Origin of the sequence: Serratia sp. CY47444 (genome assembly GCF_052168635.1) — a bacterium.
Taxonomy (GTDB): domain Bacteria; phylum Pseudomonadota; class Gammaproteobacteria; order Enterobacterales; family Enterobacteriaceae; genus Serratia; species Serratia bockelmannii.
In genome coordinates, this window is sequence record NZ_JBJNMH010000001.1 from 81,201 (window position 1) to 97,903 (window position 16,703).

Sequence of the window (16,703 nt, forward strand, 5' to 3'; positions counted from 1 at the left end):
GCGGTCATTCGCTCCAATCAGACTGGCTTGACGCCGGCGGCCAACAGCGCCTGCTCAAATTTATCCAGGAAAATACCCAGCTCATCATTGGTGATCAGCAGGGAAGGCAACAGGCGCAGCACACAGCCGTTGCGCCCGCCGCGCTCCAGGATCAAGCCGGATTCGAAGCATTTTTTCTGCAGCAGCGCGGACAGCTCGCCATCGGCCGGGTAACAGCCCATGTGATCCTGCGCTTCGTTCGGCTTGACGATCTCGATGCCGATCATCAGGCCCAGACCGCGGACGTGACCGATCACCGGATAACGTTTCTGCAGCTCGGTCAGCTTGCCTTTGAGCCATTCGCCCTGAGCGGCCACTTTATCGGCGACCTTATGCTCTTTCAGGTACTGCAGGGTGGTCAGGCCGGTGGCCATCGCCAGCTGGTTGCCGCGGAAGGTGCCGGTGTGGTGGCCCGGTTCCCAGGCATCGAACTCTTTTTTGATGCCCAGCACCGCGAGCGGCAAGCCGCCGCCGACCGCTTTCGACATCACGATGATGTCCGGCTCGATGCCCGCGTGTTCGAAGGCGAACAGCTTGCCCGTACGGGCGAAACCGGCCTGAACTTCGTCGATGATCAGCAGAATGCCATGCTCCTGCGTCACTTTGCGGATGCGCTGCAGCCACTCGGCCGGTGCCGGGTTAACCCCGCCTTCGCCCTGAACGGCTTCCAGGATCACCGCCGCCGGTTTGCGCACGCCGCTTTCCACGTCGTTGATCAGGTTGTCGAAGTAGTAGGTCAGCGCCTTGACGCCGGCTTCGCCGCCGATGCCCAGCGGGCAGCGGTATTCATGCGGATAAGGCATGAACTGCACTTCCGGCATCATGCCGTTGATCGCCGCCTTCGGCGACAGGTTGCCGGTGACCGACAGCGCGCCGTGGGTCATGCCGTGATAACCGCCGGAGAAGCTGATCACGCCGGAACGGCCGGTGTGCTTTTTCGCCAGCTTCAGCGCGGCTTCCACCGCATCGGCACCGGATGGGCCGCAGAACTGCAGGCAATACCCTTTGCCTTCGCCAGGCAACAGAGAGAGCAGGTAATCGGAGAAACGATCTTTTAACGGGGTCGTGAGATCGAGAGTATGTAACGGCAAGCCGCTGGTAATGACATTTTGGATGCTTTGCAGGACGTCGGGGTGATTATGTCCAAGAGCCAACGTTCCTGCCCCGGCCAGGCAATCAAGATATTGATTATTCTCAACATCAGTGATCCAAACGCCCTGGGCTTTCGCAATTGCCAACGGCAATTTGCGCGGATAACTCCTAACATTCGACTCAAATTCGGCTTGGCGCGCCAAATAGGTTTCATTGTTTCCGTTTAATGAGTTTGCAACTAAAGTATCAATACGGACTTTATCCGTCATCATATCTCTCCTACAACCGAAGGTCTCAACACGCTCCGATTGAATTAATGAATTAGAAAAGTAACTGCCTTGTGAAAAGCGCGACCAATATATGGCTTTTTCGCCTGGGACTCAATAGCCGATTTTGTTTTGAATTGTTTAGTTTTTTCTTAGGCTCATCAATATGTTGTTGATTTATTGACCGTTGGTTTTGCCGGTAAAAAACAACATATCGTTAACATGGCACAAAAATCCTTTCCGTCGCCAACCTGCAGGCGGCTTTAATACGCTTATTAATAAGGTGAATTTCCGTTTAATAACATAAATAGGAATTAACGGCTTATTTTTATCTATTCACCACCTTAAGTCCTATAGCGTTTATATACACAAAATTTGTGATGAATATAAATGGCCAACCGTTAAAAGCGCAGCATCCAGATCGGTGATTTCTCTCAGATTTCACGTAGCGCGATCAAAAAAGCGCGATTTTTACGCAGCGCCGGCCGGGTTCGCCGGCGCTGTTGCCGTTAACGTTGCCGTAACCAGGCGTGGTAGCGCTGCAGGATGCGGCGGGTGCGCCACCGATCGACGATCAGCGTGAATAGGGGGGAGTAGCGCACGCTGCGCGGTCGACTGTCGCTCAGCGCGCGCATTCGGCGCTTGACCAACGCCATGCGGGCGAGCGACGCCATCGCTTTGCTGCGCCAGGTGACCGGCACGGGCAGCGCATGAGGGGCTTCGCCGGTTTGCCAGCGGTGCGGCAGATCGGGCACCTCCGCCATGGCGGTGGCGATGCCGGCCACCGCGACGCCGCTGTCCAGCACTCGCTGCGCCACCGACGGGCGGGCGATGCCGCCGGTGGTCATCACCGGCATGCGGGCCACCGCGGCAAGATCGCGGGCAAAGGTCAAAAAATACGCTTCGCGCGCCAGGGTGCGGCCGTCCGCCGTTTCGCCTTGCATCGCCGGGCTTTCGTAACTGCCGCCGGACAGTTCAATCAGGTCGACCGGCAGATCGTTCAGCATCAGCACTACCTGGTGGGCATCGTCTGATGAAAAACCGCCGCGCTGAAAGTCGGCAGAGTTCAGTTTGACCGCCACGCAAAAGCCCGGCGAGACGCGCTCGCGCACCGCACGCACCACCTCCAGCAGCAGGCGGGCGCGGTTCGCCAACTCGCCACCCCAACGATCGCTGCGCTGGTTGGTCAGCGGCGAGAGAAACTGGGAAATGAGGTAGCCGTGCGCCGCGTGGATCTCCACGCCGGTAAAACCGGCCTGTTCAGCAGCGTGCGCGCTGGCGGCGAAGCGGGCGATCACCTCGGCGATCTGCGCTTCATCCATCGCCTGCGGCTGGGCGAACAGTTTGCTGTGCTTGCCCATGGCCAGCGGGATGGCGGAGGGCGCCCACGCGTTGCCGCCCATGTTCGCCATCACCTGCCGGCCCGGGTGGTTAAGCTGCATCCACACCTGCGCGCCGCCCTGGCGCGCGGCCTTGGCCCAGGTTTCGAACGGGGCGAGCGGCGTGTCTTGTTCCAGCACCACGCCGCCGGGGCCGGTCATGGCGCGGCCGTCAATCATCACGTTGCCGGTGATGATCAAGCCGGCGCCGCCTTCGGCCCAATAGCGGTATAAGCGCCACAGCGCCGGGCCGGGCAGTTGGCCCGGGGCGGCCAGATTTTCTTCCATCGCCGCCTTGGCCAGACGGTTGGTCAGGCGGCTGCCGTTGGGCAGAATCAGTGGGGTAAACATCGGGTACGTTCCTGTCGCAGGGGGAATGGCGCTATACTAGGGTTAAAGTTAACTTTAAGGTCAATAGGGCATGAAAATCGGAGAGTTGGCGGAGCGCGCCGGCATGGCCGCCTCGGCGATACGTTACTACGAACAGCAGGGTCTGCTGCCCAAAGCGGTGCGCGGCGTTAACGGATATCGGGTGTATAGCGAAAGCGCGCTGGAGCGGCTGCACCTGATCCAAATCGGCCAGAATCTGGGGTTTTCGCTGCAGGCGATCCGCGGGGTATTGGCGCTGCAGGGCAGCGCCTATCAGGATGGGTTGATACAGGGCGTCGACAGCCGGCTGGCGGAAATCGAACGGATGATGGCGACGCTGAACGAGCAGCGTGAGACGTTGATGGCGACGCGGCGTATTCTGTTGGAATCCGGCGTGGCGGGATTATGCCGCGCAAAGAATGAAAAACAGGCCGGTGCGTGGCCGGCCTGCAAAGATTAACGGTGTTTAAAGGCGGCGCGCCCGGCATATACCGCCGCGATGCCCAATTGGTCTTCGATGCGCATCAGCTGATTGTATTTTTCGATCCGCTCGCCGCGGCACGGCGCGCCGGTTTTCACATGGCCAGCTCGCATCGCAACCGTCATATCGGCGATAAAGCTGTCGACGGTTTCGCCGCTGCGGTGTGAGATAAAGGCGCCCCAGCCATTTGCCTGGCAAAGCTGCACGGCGGCGAAAGTTTCGCTCAGCGTGCCAATCTGGTTCAGCTTGATCAGCGCCGCATTGGCCAACCGTTCATCAATCCCGCGCTGGATGTATTTCACGTTGGTGACGAACAGATCGTCACCGACCAGTTCCACCTGATCGCCCAGGGCGTCGCTGAGAATGCGCCAGCCCGCCCAGTCGTCCTCGGCCAAACCGTCTTCAATCAGCACGATGGGAAAATCTTGCACCAGCCGCTGGTAATAGGCCGTCATCTGTTCGGCATCCAGTTCAGCGTTTTCGCTGCGCAGGCGGTATTTGCCGTTGGCATAGAATTCACTCGAGGCCGGGTCCATGCAAATGGCGATATCGTCTCCCGGTTGATAACCGGCTTTCTCTATCGCCTGCACGATCAGCTCCAGCGGTTGCCGGTTCGAGGCAACCGCCGGCGCAAAACCGCCTTCGTCGCCAACGCCGACCGACAGGCCTTTCTCCAACAGAATTTGGCGCAGCGCCTGATAAACTTCACTGCCCCAGCGCACGGCCTCGCGCAGCGACGGCGCGCCCAGCGGCGCTATCATAAATTCCTGAAAGTCCGCACCTTGCCAGCGGGCATGCACGCCGCCGTTGATGATATTCATGCAGGGCACCGGCAGCAGGTTGGCGCCGAGACCGCCCAGATAACGATACAGCGGCAGCTGCGACAATTGCGCCGCGAGGCGGGCGGCGGCCAGAGAAACGCCGAGCAGGGCGTTGGCCCCCAATCGGCTCTTGTTCTCGCTGCCGTCCAGTGCGATCAACCGGCGGTCAATCTCCCCTTGTTGGCGTACATCCACCCCGCGCAGCGCTTCATTGATCGCCGTTTTGACGCTTTGCACCGCTTCCTGAACGCCTTTACCGCCGTAACGGTGCGGATCGCCGTCGCGGTGTTCCACCGCCTCGCGTGAACCGGTGCTGGCGCCGGAGGGAACCGAAGCCCGTGCCACGACGCCCGCCGCAGTCATTTCAACTTCGACGGTGGGGTTGCCGCGCGAATCCAGGATCTCTCTGGCGGTTACGTTTTCAATTTCATAGCTCATGGATGATCACCTCATTCTAGGGAGTGGGCACGTGCTTTATCAGCACGTCGATCGACAAATGGTTAATGAACTCGAAGCCGAAGGAGGCAAAGACGCCGAACGGACGGTTCTGATGGCCGAGCAGCAACAGATCGACGCCTTCACGGGCAATCAGGGCCTCGATGTCTTTGAAGCGGTGAATACTGACAATTGCGCGCACCTCCAGGGGGATTGTGCAGTCTTCCACCAGCCGGCTGAGCATGGCTTTGGCAGCGATCACCTCGCTGGACTGGCGATCTTTGGTTTGTGCATCGCTGAGGTAGTCCAGCTCGGCATAGTCGGCGCTAATGTGCGCCACGGTAATGCGCGTATTCATCTGCTGATTGAGGCGTTCGGCATGGCGCAACAGCAGCCGGCCGTCGCGTTCATCCTGCACCAGCAGTAAAGCATGTTGATAGAGCGACATGACTTATCTCCCTGCGTTAGCAATCTGTAGGGTTAACCACGGTAAAACCTCTTTTTTCCGGCTCGTCATGCCGGGCAGCGACACCTGCCGAATGGCGAGCACCCGGTTCGACGAGAAATACAGGGTAGAGCGGTGGCGGGTGATATCGGTAACCAGCAGCGCGGCCATCTCCAGCCCGGCCTCCTGCTTAGCCTGCTCGAGCGCCTGTTGCAGCGCGGGCAACAGTGGATCGATATCGCTCATAGCCCGCACTTCTATCTGCGACAGCAGCAGCGAGACGCTATGGATGCGGTAATTCTTGGCGTCACGGTGCAGCAACTGCGGGGCGGATTGCCCCGAAAGATCGGTTTTGGCGGCAAGCAATCCGGCGGTGAAGGCGTCATAGTCAACGTGAGAGATTGCGCATAACCGCGCGACCGCCACCCGATCCTGTTCGGTGGTGGTCGGTGCGCTCAGCGCAACGGTATCGCTCAAAATCGCGCCCAGCAGCAGCGTGGCCTGGGCGGAAGAAAGCGGCATCGGCGTATCTGACGTCAGTATGGACAGGATCACGGTGGCGCAACAGCCAACGGCGCGGATCCAGACATCGGGCGGGTTGCGGGTGATCAAGGTGCCCAGCCGGTGATGATCGATAACGCCGACCACATCGCTGTCGGGCAATGAGGCCGGCCCTTGTTCGACGTCGGTAAAATCCACCAGCCAGACTTTGCGGTCACGGAGATCGCCTTTCAGCAGCGCAGGCGCTTGTACGCCGGCGGCGGCCAGTATGTAGCGGGTTTCCGGCGTCAATTCGCCAAGGCGGAAAGCGACGGCCGGTTTGCCGAGGTGATTGAGCCAGTCCGCGACCACCAGCGCGCTGCAGATGCTGTCGCTGTCGGGATTTTTATGGCCGAAAACGTACAGCGGCATTTCCCGCACGGCGAGATCAGGCTGGGACGGAAAAGGGGTAAGACGTGAGATTTCATTCATAGCGACTCCTGACATACCTGCCTAAAAAATAAAGCGAAGTTGTATATCAGGCGTCATCATCCGGTTCGAGCGAACGCGGCGGTTGGGAAAGGTGGAACACCATCACCTTGTGAACGACTGTAGCGCAGCGCGGTGGCAAACGCAACGCCCGGCAAAGCTGGCGAGAATGCGCAATCGGATTGATACTGAGTGAGTCTATGATGGACAAGGATATTTGCCGCTAACCGACGGATAGGCTGAACGGAATCACGCAGGCTGGCTGCGCCGGATCCGTGGGTGACACAATGGGAGACAACATGCTTGAACCCTGCTTCCCCGAAAACGAAGCCGAACGTCTGTCGGTACTGAACTCGCTGAACGTGCTGGATTCGAACTCGGTGGAAAAACTGGATCGTATTACACGGCTGGCGGCGAAATACTTCGGCGTCACCATTGCGCTGGTGTCATTGATCGACCGGGATCGCCAATGGTTTCTATCGCGCTACGGTCTGGATGTCCGGGAAACGCCGCGTAACATCTCATTTTGTGGCCATGCGATCTTGCAACGTGAAGCGCTGGTGGTGCCCGATACCGCCAACGACCCGCGTTTTTTCGACAATCCGCTGGTGATCGGCGGGCCGCGAATCGGTTTCTACGTTGGGCAACCGCTGCTGTCGCTCGACGGTTTGCCGCTCGGCACCCTGTGCATTATCGACAGCCAGCCGCAGCCGTTTTCTCCGGAACAGGTGGCCGACCTGCACGACTTCGCCGCCGTGGTGGAAGAGTACCTGCAGAGCATTGAACGCCATGTCTATACCGAAAACCTGAAGTCCAACCTGCAACGCTCGGAAGCCTTGTTCGAACAGACCTTCGCCCAGGCGGCGGTAGGGATGGCGCTGGTGTCGCTGCAGGGGTATTGGCTGCGGGTCAATCCGCGCATCTGCGAAATGTTGCACTATTCCGAGCGCGAGCTGATGGATCGCACCTTTCAGGACATTACCTATCCGCTCGATCTCAACACCGATCTAGAAAAACTGCAGCAACTGCTGAGAAACGAGATCAGTACTTACTCGCTGGAGAAACGCTATTTCCGTGCCGATGGCTCGATCGTCTGGGTGCAGCTGACGGTGGCGTTAAACCGGCTGCCTAACGGCAAACCGGATCATTTCATCTCGGTTATCGTCGATATCAGCGAGCGCAAGGCGGCGGAGGCCGATCTGTTCGCTCTGCAACACGAGCTGGAACAACGCGTCGAAATCCGCACGCGGGAGCTGAACGTGGTCGTCAAGAAACTCAACGAAGAGATTGAAACCCGGGTACTCGCCGAATATCAGCTCAGCACGGAGAAGGAACGCCTGCGGGCCATTACTGACAACATGCCGGCGTTGATCAGCCAAATCGACGGTAATGAACGCTACCTGTTCGCTAACAGCGCCTATAAAACCTGGTTTGGCCTGGAAGAAAGCCGCCTTAGAGGAATGACGGTGCGCGATTTTATGGGGGAGAACGTTTATCAGATAGCGAAACCGATGATAGACAGGGCCCTAGCGGGGGAAATGGTGAGCTTCGAAAATGAGCTCCAGACCCAGAAGGGGTTGCTGATGATCCACACTACGCTGGTGCCGTGCGAGGCTCAGGGGTTTTACATTCTGTCCATGGACATTACCGAGTTGAAGCGCCTGCAGCAACGGCTGGAGTACGATGCTACGCACGACATGCTGACCGGATTGACCAACCGCCGCGCTTTTCTGCGTCGGTTGTCCAGCACGGTGCAGGCCTGTTGCGAACAGCGGCAAATGGCGCTGGTGTTCATCGATCTCGATGGTTTCAAAGCCCTCAATGACAGCTATGGCCATGACTTCGGCGATCTGATCCTCAAGACGTTCGCCAGGTTGCTCAGCGCCTGCGCCGGCGAGCGCCATAGCGTTTCGCGCCTGGCCGGTGACGAATTCACGGTCATCCTGTGGCCGTTGGCGGAACCGCAGCGCGAGGTCAGCGAATTTTGCGAAAACGTGTTGGCGCGGCTGGCTGATATTTCGCAGATCGGGCAGCAGACGGTGAGCCTGTCCGCCAGCCTGGGGGCGGCGATTTCCTCACACACTGACGTGACGGAGGAGATGCTGTTGACCCGCGCCGACGGCGCGATGTATCAGGCGAAATCGGCCGGTAAGGGCACTTATGCCATCTGCGAGTTATGAGCGTGAAACGGTGACCGTCTCAGGGTAAGCTGTTTTCTTCTTTCCTATGGGCAGAACTCCGGACTGACTGCATGGCGTCTAATCATCAACACAAAGACTGGCTGGAACTGCGGCGCGATGACGAAACCGGCATCGAAAGCGTCAATGCCCACTTTCAGGGGCATGCCTACGATCCCCACGATCATGACGAAATGCTGGTGGGCGTGACGCAGCAAGGTTTACAACGTTTCAACTGTCATCGTTCCTTGCATACCAGCCGGCCGGGACGTGCCATGCTGATCGAGCCGGGCGCGGTGCACGATGGTCATGCGCCGCAGGCCGAAGGGTTTACCTATGCCATGCTTTATCTGCCGCAGCATTGGGTTTCCGATGCGATGAACCGCCGCGGATTAGGGGACGTTTCTGTGCTGGAAGGCGCCTTCCACAACACGTTGACCGACGATCCGATGCTGGCGACCGCGATACAACAGGCTTTTTTTGCGTTGCATCAGGGGGAAGGCCGGCTGGCGCGCGATCAAAGCCTGGATCAACTGCTGACGCTTTTGGCGCGGCATATTCGCGTCAGGCCGACTTCCCAAAGCGATGATGCTTTGATTGTGATGAATCGCTTACGAGACTACCTGCACGAGCACATGGCGGGTAACCCCAGCCTGGATGAACTTGCGCTTCAGTGCGGCCTGGACCGCTTCCGCCTGACTCGCCAGTTCACCCGGGCCTTCGGCCAGTCGCCGCATGCTTACCTGGTCCGGCTGAGGCTGCGGGCTGCACGCTTGTTGTTGGCGCAGGGGGAAGAACCGGCGCAGGTCGCGATGCAGGTGGGCTTTGCCGATCAGAGCCACTTGGGCCGCTGGTTCCAGCGCGCCTACCGTTTATCGCCGGCGGCCTATCAACGTCAGTGCACAAACGTTCTATACCGCTGATTCGCCCATCGCCGATGATGCGCTTTTATTTTAAGAGCACAACGGAGTAGAGCGAAACATGTTTGATACCAAGATAGCGTTTATCGTACGCGACGATCTGCAGACCTGGCAGCGGCTGAATGTGGTGGCCTTTCTGGCGACGGGCATCGCCGCCGCCGCCCCGGAAATCATCGGCGAGTGTTATGTGGATGCGCAAGGCAGACGCTACGGCGGCATTTCCGGGCAGCCGATGCTGATTTTTGCCGCGGATCTGCCGGGCCTGCAAAATGTGCATCGCAAAGGGCTGGAGCGGGAATTGACGTTGGTTCCCTATGTGCACGCCATGTTTGCGACCGGGCACGATGCAGCCAACCGGCAGGTTTTTCTCGCTGAAGACGCGGACAATCTGGATTTGGTCGGCCTGGCGCTGCGCGGGCCGAAGAAAGCGGTGGATAAGGCGATAAAAGGCCTGACGCTCCACGCCTGAGAATGTCTTTGCCTGGTTTACCGAGTGGACGCGCGAAACGCTCGCGCATGTCCAGGAGGGTGACGCGTTTCCGATACGGCGCTTACGCCTGGAACGTTTGCAGCCAGGCGGCGAATTGGCTCACGACCTCATCGTCCCGATCGCGCAGCAGCAGGGAATAAACGCCGGTTCGGATAGTCAACGCTGGGAAAGGCGACACCAGCCGGCCAGACGACAGATGTTTGGCGCAGAACAGGTAAGGCACGACGGCCAGTCCCAGGCCGTCTTCGGCCGCCTGAATGGCGGCGAAGGTATGGTCGAGCGTCAGCGGCGGCGGCGAGGCGTCCAGCGCCGTCGGATAGGTATTCAACCAACTGTGCCATAAATCCTCACGGGCGCGGATGCGAATGGCGGTATGCTCGGCCAGATTGTCTGGCGCGCTGATCGGCATGGTGCGCAAATAGCTCTGGCTGCAGACCAGCAGGCTGTCTTCCTGCAAAAAAGGGATCGCTTTCAGTCCGGAGAAGTGCGCGGGATCGCGCCGGATCGCCAGGTCAAACGGCATATTGCGATCGACGGCCCCAGTGGCGGTGGTGATATCAATCGCGACCTCCGGATGAATCTCGTTGAACGCTGCCAATTTCGGCATCAGCCAGTGCATGGTGAACGTCGGCAGGCTGTGTACCACCAGCCGCTGCCGGCCGGCGCTCGCTTTCAGTGCGCTTTCCGCCGAAAACAATTCGCTTATCACTCGGGACGCAGTGCGGGAAAAATTCTCGCCGGCCTGCGTCAGCCGCACGGACTTGTGTCCGCGATAAAACAGTTTGAGCTCCAGCTGTTCTTCCAGGCTGCGGATGTGGCGACTGACCGCGCCGGTGGTGAGAAACAGCTCATCCGCAGCGGCGCTGAAGCTGCCGAGACGGGCGGCGGCTTCGAAAGCGGACAGGTGCGGCAGGGAGTGAATTTTTTTCATAGGTTGAGTCTAGCTCAACCAAGTGAGGGAGGAAAGATCGTTTGTCAGCCGTTGATTTTGCTCACTATGATGAGGCATCTCCTTCTGATTGCTGAGTTTATGATGCGGATCTTTTGGCTATCGGTCATGCGTGTTAATGGCGTTATCCTCACCCTGCGGTTGACAGGGAGGCGCCCCTGAGATGCGAGCTTTCTTTTTGCTTTGCGTGAGCCGGGCCGGCCTCTGCCTGGGCACCATGATGTTCGCCGGCGCGCTGCCGACCATCAGAAGCGAGTGGCAGCTCGGCGCCGCCTCCGCCGGTACAGTGCAGACGGTGTTCAGCCTGACCAACGCCCTGGCGTTGCTGGTGGCTTCCTGGTGGTGTGATTCGCTGGGCGCGCGTCGGGTGTATCTGCTGTTTTCCTGGCTGGGTGCCGGTGCGCTGATGCTGTTCGCCGTGTTTGCCCATTCGTATATCGGCGCACTGGTGTTGATGGCCTTCGTCGGCCTGACGCAGGGCGGCGCCTATACGCCGGCGCTGCTGTTAGCGATGGGGATGAACGGCCCGGCCCGACGCGGTTACGCCATCGGTATGATCCTGGCGACCAGTTCGTTGGGGTATTTTCTGTCGGTTTTCATCGCCGGTTGGAGCGCCATGCGCTGGGGCGCCGGCGTGGCGTTTGCCCTGTGCGCCGCCGGTGCGCTACTGGGGGCGCTGGCGGGTTCGTTGGCCCTGGTCGGTTATCAGGAACCGCAACCGCGCACGCTGGGGAGGAAGACGAAACGAGAAAGCTATGCTATCACCTATGCGACCCTGCTGTTGCTGATCGGGTATATCGCTCACAGCTGGGAACTGCTCGGTAACTGGGCCTGGGCACCCAGCCTGGTCAGCGAGGCGTTGAGCGGTTTCTCTCTGGATCCGCTCAGCGCCGGATTGATCGCCGCGGCGGTGATCCACCTGGCCGGCATGATCGCCACGCTGATTGTCGGCACCGTTTCCGACTATTTCAATCGTGCCTCGGTGCTGACGTTTGTGGGCGCCGCCGGTGCGTTGGGATCGCTGCTGATGGGGTGGTCGGCGAACTGGGGGCCGGGCTGGACGCTGCTGTTCGTCAGCATCGGCAGTTTCTTTATTCTTGGCGACTCCGGCGTGCTGTCGGCGGCGATGGCGGACAACGTGCCGCCGCAACAGCTCGGCAGCGTGATGGGCTGGCGATCGTTGCTGGGGTTCGGCATCGGGTCGTTCGCCCCGTTATCCTTTGGCATCGTGATGGATACCACCCAGAGCTGGGGCACGTCTTATGCCGTGTTGGCCTGCGGCGGCGGGGTAGCCTGCCTGGCGGCAGGATTGCTTTGGCGACAACACTTGAAATGAGGTTCGGACATCATTAAATGAATGGAACATCATCACGCATGGTTATCGTGGGCGCCGGGATTGTCGGCGCATCGATCGCCTATCATCTCGCGCGCCAAGGGCAGCACGTTATCGTGGTTGAGCAGGCGCATCCCGCGGCGGGAGCCACAGGCCGCTCGTTCGGCTGGATCAGCGAAGGCGTGCCTGAGGGCGCGCCCGACGCGTTTCTGCGGCGCGAGATCGTCGCTGACTGGATACGCCTGGCGCAGGAGATCCCGGATCTCTGGGTGAATTGGTCCGGCGCGCTCAGCTATGGCCAGGCGCCGGCGACGCAAAACCCCGATAATCGGCTTTTGCCCTCCGCCGAGGTGACCGCGCTGGAACCGGGGCTCAGGCAGCCCGATAGCCAAGCCTATTTTGCGGCGCGTGACGGCGCCGTCGATCCGCAAGAAGTGACGCAGCGGTTGCTCGAATGCGTTCGCGCGTGGGGCGGGGAGTTGTTCCTGGGGCGAACCGTCAGCGGATTTTTGCGTGAAGACGGGCAGATAATCGGCATCGTTACCGAGGAAGGCGCGATTACCGCCGATCGGGTGGTGCTCGCCTGCGGCACGGGGATCTCGGCGCTGTTGGACGGTAGCGGATTCTCGCTGCCGATCGAGGCGTCGCCGGCCATTTTGTTACGCTATCACGCGGCGGCGCAGGTGGTGAACACGCTGATTGCGGGCGACGACATCGAAGTGCGTCATGCACAAAATGGCGATCTGCTGGCGGCGGAAGATTATCCTGCGTACGGCGATGAAAATCGCGTGGAGGGCGAAGCGCAATCGGCGATTGAAGGGCGCCTGCCAGGCACGGCACCCTTGCAACTGCAGGCGTGTTCGGTGGGGATGCGCCCCCGGCCGCGCGACGGTTATCCCATCGTTGGGCCGCTGGGCGCCACCTGTCTCTATGTGGCGGTGATGCATCCGGCCGTGATGTGCGCACCGACGCTTGGCCGGCTGATCGGAGACGAGCTGCTGCATGGCGTCAATTCCGCCATTCCGCACGCTTATCGCCCGGCGCGATTTATTAATGATGGGGTGTGAAGGGGGAGACCATCGCGATCTCCGGCAGACGGCGCCTTGGTCTCGCCGTTCAGGTTTTCCGACTACGGATCAGCACCGTAATACGCTCAACCCTGCAGCGGTTTTTTGCGCCGTCGGCGAGGCTCTTATATATTTAGTAGCATGCCTGAGGCAGGTTAGGCATGAAACGGCGGTCGATCTGGCCGCTGCAAGTACGACAGTTAATCCGTTCGCCAAGAGGCTGCGAGCCGGTGCTTTCGGTAGGGACAGCCGCCAATCGTTTTTACGGCGACCGAAGGCGGAGCAGCTACTCACAGGTCACGAGGACACTTACCATGCATAAGAGAACACTGGCGTCACTGCATTACGAAAACATGCCTTACGATGGGGTACACTTTCACATTTTGAAACGGGAGACGCCTGGCCATACGGCGTTGCTGAAGCTCGATGCGGGCAGCCAACAACCGGCGCGTTTTCATCCGGGCTGGGTGAAACTGATGGTGCTGAGCGGTGAACTGAAGGTTGACGATCAGACGTTGCAACCCCATGAGATGTTAATCATTCCTGCCAAGACCGTCTATACGGTACAGGCCATCACGGAAGTGATTTGTCTGGCGATTTCCGAGCTGGACGGCGCCGAGTTGGCCCGTTGACGAGATAACCATTCTGGATGGAGGAGAGCCTAGGCGCTCTCCCTATCCCTTTAGCATTAAGCCGCCCCCCAGGCTGAGCTACCTGCTGATTGATGCGCATACCTCCTGATTTAAGCCACCGCGCTTTCCCTTTCCATCACTTTCGGCCGCGTCGCCCCCGCAACGAGCCGCCATTGCGCAGCGCATGCGCAACGTCATCGCCTTCGTTTTAAGCAGAACGATGAAATTTTGGTGTAAATAGTGAGTTTCTTCGCATAAGGCCCCTGGTGTGGCTTGCGAGAACGTCACTATATGGAGGATCATGCGGCCTCTCTATCAAATAAAAGACATTCGCGTTATCAAAAGGGACAAACGACCATGGGATTCGACGTCGACAACGCCGAAACGAAACGCATCGACCTCAGCAGCCACGAAAACTCTGCGTTCGAGGTGACGGGGCTGGTGAAACACTACCCGGCGGGCTTTGTCATTCCTTACCACTCGCATAAACGCTGCCATTTGCTCTATTCGCAACAGGGTGTTATGGCGGTCGAGGCGAGCTGCGGACGCTGGATCGTACCGCCTACCACCGCAGTCTGGCTGCGGCCGGGGGTAGAACATCAGCTGGTCATGCAGAGCAACATTTGCGTTTACGGGATTTTTGTTGATGAATTCACCGCCGCGCGGTTGCCGTTGCGCGACGGCGTCTTGCAGGTGTCGCCGCTGCTGCGCGAGCTGATCGCCCAATTGGCGACGCTGGCGCCCGAGGGCGAGGAGACCAAACGCCACGCGTTGCTCAGATCATTGTTCCTCGAGGAACTGAGCCTGCAGCCGCAGCTGGCGCTGCATCTCCCTTGGCCGATGGAAGCGAGAATGGCTGACATTTGCCGGCAGTTGGTCATCACGCCGGCCGACGATCGCGGCATTGAGATCTGGGCGGATTCATTGTCGATCAGCGCGAAAACCTTCCAGCGTCACTTCACTCAACAAACCGGCATCACCTTTGGTCAGTGGAAACAGCGTCTACGGCTGTTGTCGTCCATCCCGCTGCTGCTGGCGGGCAACTCGATCATCCACGCCGCCTTCGAAAGCGGTTATGAGAGCCACAGCGCCTATTCGGTGGCATTCAAAAAACTGTTTGGCGTTTCGCCTTCGCGCTTTACGCTATAGCCTTATGGCATAGCGCGCTTCTCCTATAGATTGAAGCAACCTAATGACGTATAAAGCAAAGCAGTCAACCTCCGAGGCCGCCTCCCGTGATAAAAATTGTCGTGTATCTGATTATCGCCGTGACGATCGCCATTATTGCGGCAAGAGTCATCTTTCGTTTGCCGGATATTTCGCAGCGTCTGCCGCAGGCGGCATTGCCGGCGGATCCTACCGCGCTATTGCCGGCGCGGGCCGCCGAACAGATGGCGGCACATTCCGGCCTGAGCGGCGTGGTGCCGCTGGTCAGCGGCCACGATGCGTTCGCCAGCCGCCTGGCGCTGGCGCGGATGGCGGAAAGGTCTATCGACGCTCAGTACTACATCTGGCATAACGACACCTCCGGGCAGATCCTGCTGAAAACCCTGTATGACGCGGCCCAACGTGGGGTGCGCGTGCGGCTGCTGCTGGACGATAACGGCGTCGCCATGGATGAGACGCTGGCGGCGCTGAACGCCCAGGAAAACGTCGAGATCCGTCTGTTCAATCCGTCCACCGTACGTACGCCGAAGCTGGCCGGTTACGCCTTCGACTTTATGCGCATGAACCGGCGCATGCATAACAAGTCCTACATCGTCGACGGCGCCGTGGCGATCATCGGCGGCCGCAACATCGGCGACGAGTATTTTCAGGTCGGTGACGAAAACTATTTCCTCGATCTCGACGTGTTGAGCGTCGGCAACGTGGTGGCGGAGACCGCCGAGGTCTTCGATCGCTACTGGAACAGCGCCTCGGTGTTCGGTGTTGAGCAGATTATTCGGGGAAAAGGCGATCTTTCCGCCTTCCTGACGCAGGCCGCCGCCATCGAAACCAGCGAGCGCGCCCGTAAACTGGCGGTGCAGCTGGAAACCAGCGCGGTGCGCTTTCGCGATGGCGCCGTACAGCCGGAATTCACCCAGGTAGAGCTGGTGGCCGACGATCCGGCGAAAGGGTTGGGCAAGGCTTCGCGCGATCGTTTGATGGTGACGCAACTGGGTAAGATCATCGGCGGCGTCAGCCAGCAATTGGATCTGGTCTCCGCCTATTTCGTGCCGGGGCGAGAAGGGGCGACTTTCTTTGAATCGCTTGCCAAACAGGGGAAATCCATTCGCGTGCTGACCAACGCGATGAACACCACCGACGTGCTGGTGGTGCATGCGGGCTACGCCAAATACCGACGTGAGCTGCTGCAGGCGGGCGTCGAACTGTTCGAGCTGAAGCTGCGCGCCGGTCAACCGTCCGGGCGCAAGGAGCTCAAGCCGCTGGGGCTGTCCGGCGCGGCGCTGCATGCCAAAACCTTCGCCATCGACGATAAGCGGGTGTTTATCGGATCGTTCAATTTCGATCCGCGCTCGGCGCACCTGAACTGCGAAATGGGATTCTTGATCGACAGCCCGGCGCTGGCGGCCGACACCCGCCAACTGTTTGATGGCCCGCTCGAATACGCCGCCTATCGGCCGGTACTGACACCCGAAGGCAACATGGTATGGAACGAAGCCTTCGAAGACGGTCACACCGAGGTGCACCAGCAGGAACCCGGCGCCGGCTGGGTAAAACGCATCGTTCTCACCGTGGCCGGCTGGCTGCCTATCGAGTGGATGCTGTAACGCCGGCGAATGCCGCCGCCACTCGATAACCCAAACGTGGCGAAAGTGATCGCCACACTCCGAGAGAT

General features: G+C 59.6%; 15 protein-coding genes and 1 riboswitch. Of the genes, 9 read left to right on the top strand and 6 right to left on the bottom strand.

What is annotated here, in order from left to right:
* Positions 1 to 17: 17 nt before the first annotated feature.
* The gene (locus tag ACJ8IL_RS00370; RefSeq protein WP_071826114.1) at positions 18 to 1,400 is read right to left on the bottom strand and encodes a diaminobutyrate--2-oxoglutarate transaminase; all 1,383 of its coding nucleotides are present in this window, start codon (positions 1,398 to 1,400) and stop codon (positions 18 to 20) included.
* A 506-nt stretch (positions 1,401 to 1,906) separates the two neighbouring features.
* Positions 1,907 to 3,127 carry an NADH:flavin oxidoreductase/NADH oxidase family protein gene (locus ACJ8IL_RS00375; protein ID WP_197769621.1) on the bottom strand — a complete coding sequence of 407 codons (1,221 nt, stop codon included), beginning with the start codon at positions 3,125 to 3,127 and terminating at the stop codon, positions 1,907 to 1,909.
* A 70-nt stretch (positions 3,128 to 3,197) separates the two neighbouring features.
* On the opposite strand from ACJ8IL_RS00375, the gene ACJ8IL_RS00380 reads away from it, so the two are divergent.
* Positions 3,198 to 3,605 (top strand): MerR family transcriptional regulator, encoded by a 408-nt coding sequence (locus ACJ8IL_RS00380; protein WP_025302831.1) that lies wholly within the window; start codon positions 3,198 to 3,200, stop codon positions 3,603 to 3,605.
* On the opposite strand, the gene eno is transcribed toward ACJ8IL_RS00380, so the two are convergent.
* The 3 genes from eno to ACJ8IL_RS00395 are packed head-to-tail and all read right to left on the bottom strand — an operon-like array spanning position 3,602 to position 6,299.
* Positions 3,602 to 4,885: a phosphopyruvate hydratase gene (gene eno, locus ACJ8IL_RS00385; protein ID WP_049204031.1), complete on the bottom strand. Its 1,284-nt coding sequence runs from the start codon at positions 4,883 to 4,885 to the stop codon at positions 3,602 to 3,604. The genes ACJ8IL_RS00380 and eno overlap by 4 nt on opposite strands.
* A gap of 16 nt (positions 4,886 to 4,901) precedes the next feature.
* Positions 4,902 to 5,330: a universal stress protein gene (locus ACJ8IL_RS00390; RefSeq protein ID WP_025302833.1), complete on the bottom strand. Its 429-nt coding sequence runs from the start codon at positions 5,328 to 5,330 to the stop codon at positions 4,902 to 4,904.
* A gap of 3 nt (positions 5,331 to 5,333) precedes the next feature.
* Positions 5,334 to 6,299, bottom strand: a complete 966-nt coding sequence (locus ACJ8IL_RS00395; protein WP_141998069.1) for a DHH family phosphoesterase — start codon at positions 6,297 to 6,299, stop codon at positions 5,334 to 5,336.
* A gap of 40 nt (positions 6,300 to 6,339) precedes the next feature.
* A riboswitch (Fluoride riboswitch) is annotated at positions 6,340 to 6,415 on the bottom strand.
* A 180-nt stretch (positions 6,416 to 6,595) separates the two neighbouring features.
* On the opposite strand from ACJ8IL_RS00395, the gene ACJ8IL_RS00400 reads away from it, so the two are divergent.
* The 3 genes from ACJ8IL_RS00400 to ACJ8IL_RS00410 all read left to right on the top strand — a co-directional run bounded on the left by ACJ8IL_RS00400 (position 6,596) and on the right by ACJ8IL_RS00410 (position 9,862).
* Entirely contained in the window at positions 6,596 to 8,476 is a 1,881-nt protein-coding gene (locus ACJ8IL_RS00400) for a diguanylate cyclase domain-containing protein (RefSeq protein ID WP_060447173.1), read from the top strand.
* Positions 8,477 to 8,547: 71 nt separating this feature from the next.
* Entirely contained in the window at positions 8,548 to 9,396 is an 849-nt protein-coding gene (locus ACJ8IL_RS00405) for an AraC family ligand binding domain-containing protein (RefSeq protein ID WP_442516274.1), read from the top strand.
* A gap of 58 nt (positions 9,397 to 9,454) precedes the next feature.
* Entirely contained in the window at positions 9,455 to 9,862 is a 408-nt protein-coding gene (locus ACJ8IL_RS00410; protein ID WP_025302837.1) for a DUF2000 family protein, read from the top strand.
* 82 nt (positions 9,863 to 9,944) lie between these two features.
* Here ACJ8IL_RS00410 and ACJ8IL_RS00415 read toward each other — a convergent pair whose 3' ends face one another.
* Entirely contained in the window at positions 9,945 to 10,814 is an 870-nt protein-coding gene (locus tag ACJ8IL_RS00415) for a LysR substrate-binding domain-containing protein (RefSeq protein ID WP_025302838.1), read from the bottom strand.
* A 181-nt stretch (positions 10,815 to 10,995) separates the two neighbouring features.
* Here ACJ8IL_RS00415 and ACJ8IL_RS00420 point away from each other — a divergent pair, with 181 nt between their 5' ends.
* From ACJ8IL_RS00420 to ACJ8IL_RS00440, 5 genes are all read left to right on the top strand, one after another.
* Positions 10,996 to 12,168 carry an MFS transporter gene (locus ACJ8IL_RS00420; RefSeq protein WP_238476117.1) on the top strand — a complete coding sequence of 391 codons (1,173 nt, stop codon included), beginning with the start codon at positions 10,996 to 10,998 and terminating at the stop codon, positions 12,166 to 12,168.
* A gap of 17 nt (positions 12,169 to 12,185) precedes the next feature.
* Positions 12,186 to 13,232, top strand: coding sequence for an NAD(P)/FAD-dependent oxidoreductase (locus ACJ8IL_RS00425; RefSeq protein ID WP_197769616.1), 1,047 nt, complete (start codon positions 12,186 to 12,188; stop codon positions 13,230 to 13,232).
* Positions 13,233 to 13,546: 314 nt separating this feature from the next.
* Complete coding sequence (locus tag ACJ8IL_RS00430; protein ID WP_173888814.1) at positions 13,547 to 13,864, top strand: cupin domain-containing protein; 318 nt, start codon at positions 13,547 to 13,549, stop codon at positions 13,862 to 13,864.
* Between the two features lie 357 nt (positions 13,865 to 14,221).
* Entirely contained in the window at positions 14,222 to 15,013 is a 792-nt protein-coding gene (locus ACJ8IL_RS00435) for an AraC family transcriptional regulator (RefSeq protein ID WP_049207608.1), read from the top strand.
* An 86-nt stretch (positions 15,014 to 15,099) separates the two neighbouring features.
* Positions 15,100 to 16,635, top strand: a complete 1,536-nt coding sequence (locus tag ACJ8IL_RS00440; protein ID WP_261424482.1) for a phospholipase D family protein — start codon at positions 15,100 to 15,102, stop codon at positions 16,633 to 16,635.
* Positions 16,636 to 16,703 lie beyond the last annotated feature (68 nt).

Excerpts from the sequence above, each read along its gene's own strand:
- ACJ8IL_RS00375 (WP_197769621.1), bottom strand. The coding sequence starts at position 3,127 with ATGTTTACCCCACTGATTCTGCCCAACGGCAGCCGCCTGACCAACCGT.
- ACJ8IL_RS00430 (WP_173888814.1), top strand. The coding sequence starts at position 13,547 with ATGCATAAGAGAACACTGGCGTCACTGCATTACGAAAACATGCCTTAC.
- ACJ8IL_RS00425 (WP_197769616.1), top strand. The coding sequence starts at position 12,186 with ATGAATGGAACATCATCACGCATGGTTATCGTGGGCGCCGGGATTGTC.
- ACJ8IL_RS00405 (WP_442516274.1), top strand. The coding sequence starts at position 8,548 with ATGGCGTCTAATCATCAACACAAAGACTGGCTGGAACTGCGGCGCGAT.
- eno (WP_049204031.1), bottom strand. The coding sequence starts at position 4,885 with ATGAGCTATGAAATTGAAAACGTAACCGCCAGAGAGATCCTGGATTCG.
- ACJ8IL_RS00380 (WP_025302831.1), top strand. The coding sequence starts at position 3,198 with ATGAAAATCGGAGAGTTGGCGGAGCGCGCCGGCATGGCCGCCTCGGCG.
- ACJ8IL_RS00420 (WP_238476117.1), top strand. The coding sequence starts at position 10,996 with ATGCGAGCTTTCTTTTTGCTTTGCGTGAGCCGGGCCGGCCTCTGCCTG.
- ACJ8IL_RS00400 (WP_060447173.1), top strand. The coding sequence starts at position 6,596 with ATGCTTGAACCCTGCTTCCCCGAAAACGAAGCCGAACGTCTGTCGGTA.
- ACJ8IL_RS00370 (WP_071826114.1), bottom strand. The coding sequence starts at position 1,400 with ATGACGGATAAAGTCCGTATTGATACTTTAGTTGCAAACTCATTAAAC.
- ACJ8IL_RS00435 (WP_049207608.1), top strand. The coding sequence starts at position 14,222 with ATGGGATTCGACGTCGACAACGCCGAAACGAAACGCATCGACCTCAGC.
- ACJ8IL_RS00390 (WP_025302833.1), bottom strand. The coding sequence starts at position 5,330 with ATGTCGCTCTATCAACATGCTTTACTGCTGGTGCAGGATGAACGCGAC.
- ACJ8IL_RS00410 (WP_025302837.1), top strand. The coding sequence starts at position 9,455 with ATGTTTGATACCAAGATAGCGTTTATCGTACGCGACGATCTGCAGACC.
- ACJ8IL_RS00395 (WP_141998069.1), bottom strand. The coding sequence starts at position 6,299 with ATGAATGAAATCTCACGTCTTACCCCTTTTCCGTCCCAGCCTGATCTC.
- ACJ8IL_RS00415 (WP_025302838.1), bottom strand. The coding sequence starts at position 10,814 with ATGAAAAAAATTCACTCCCTGCCGCACCTGTCCGCTTTCGAAGCCGCC.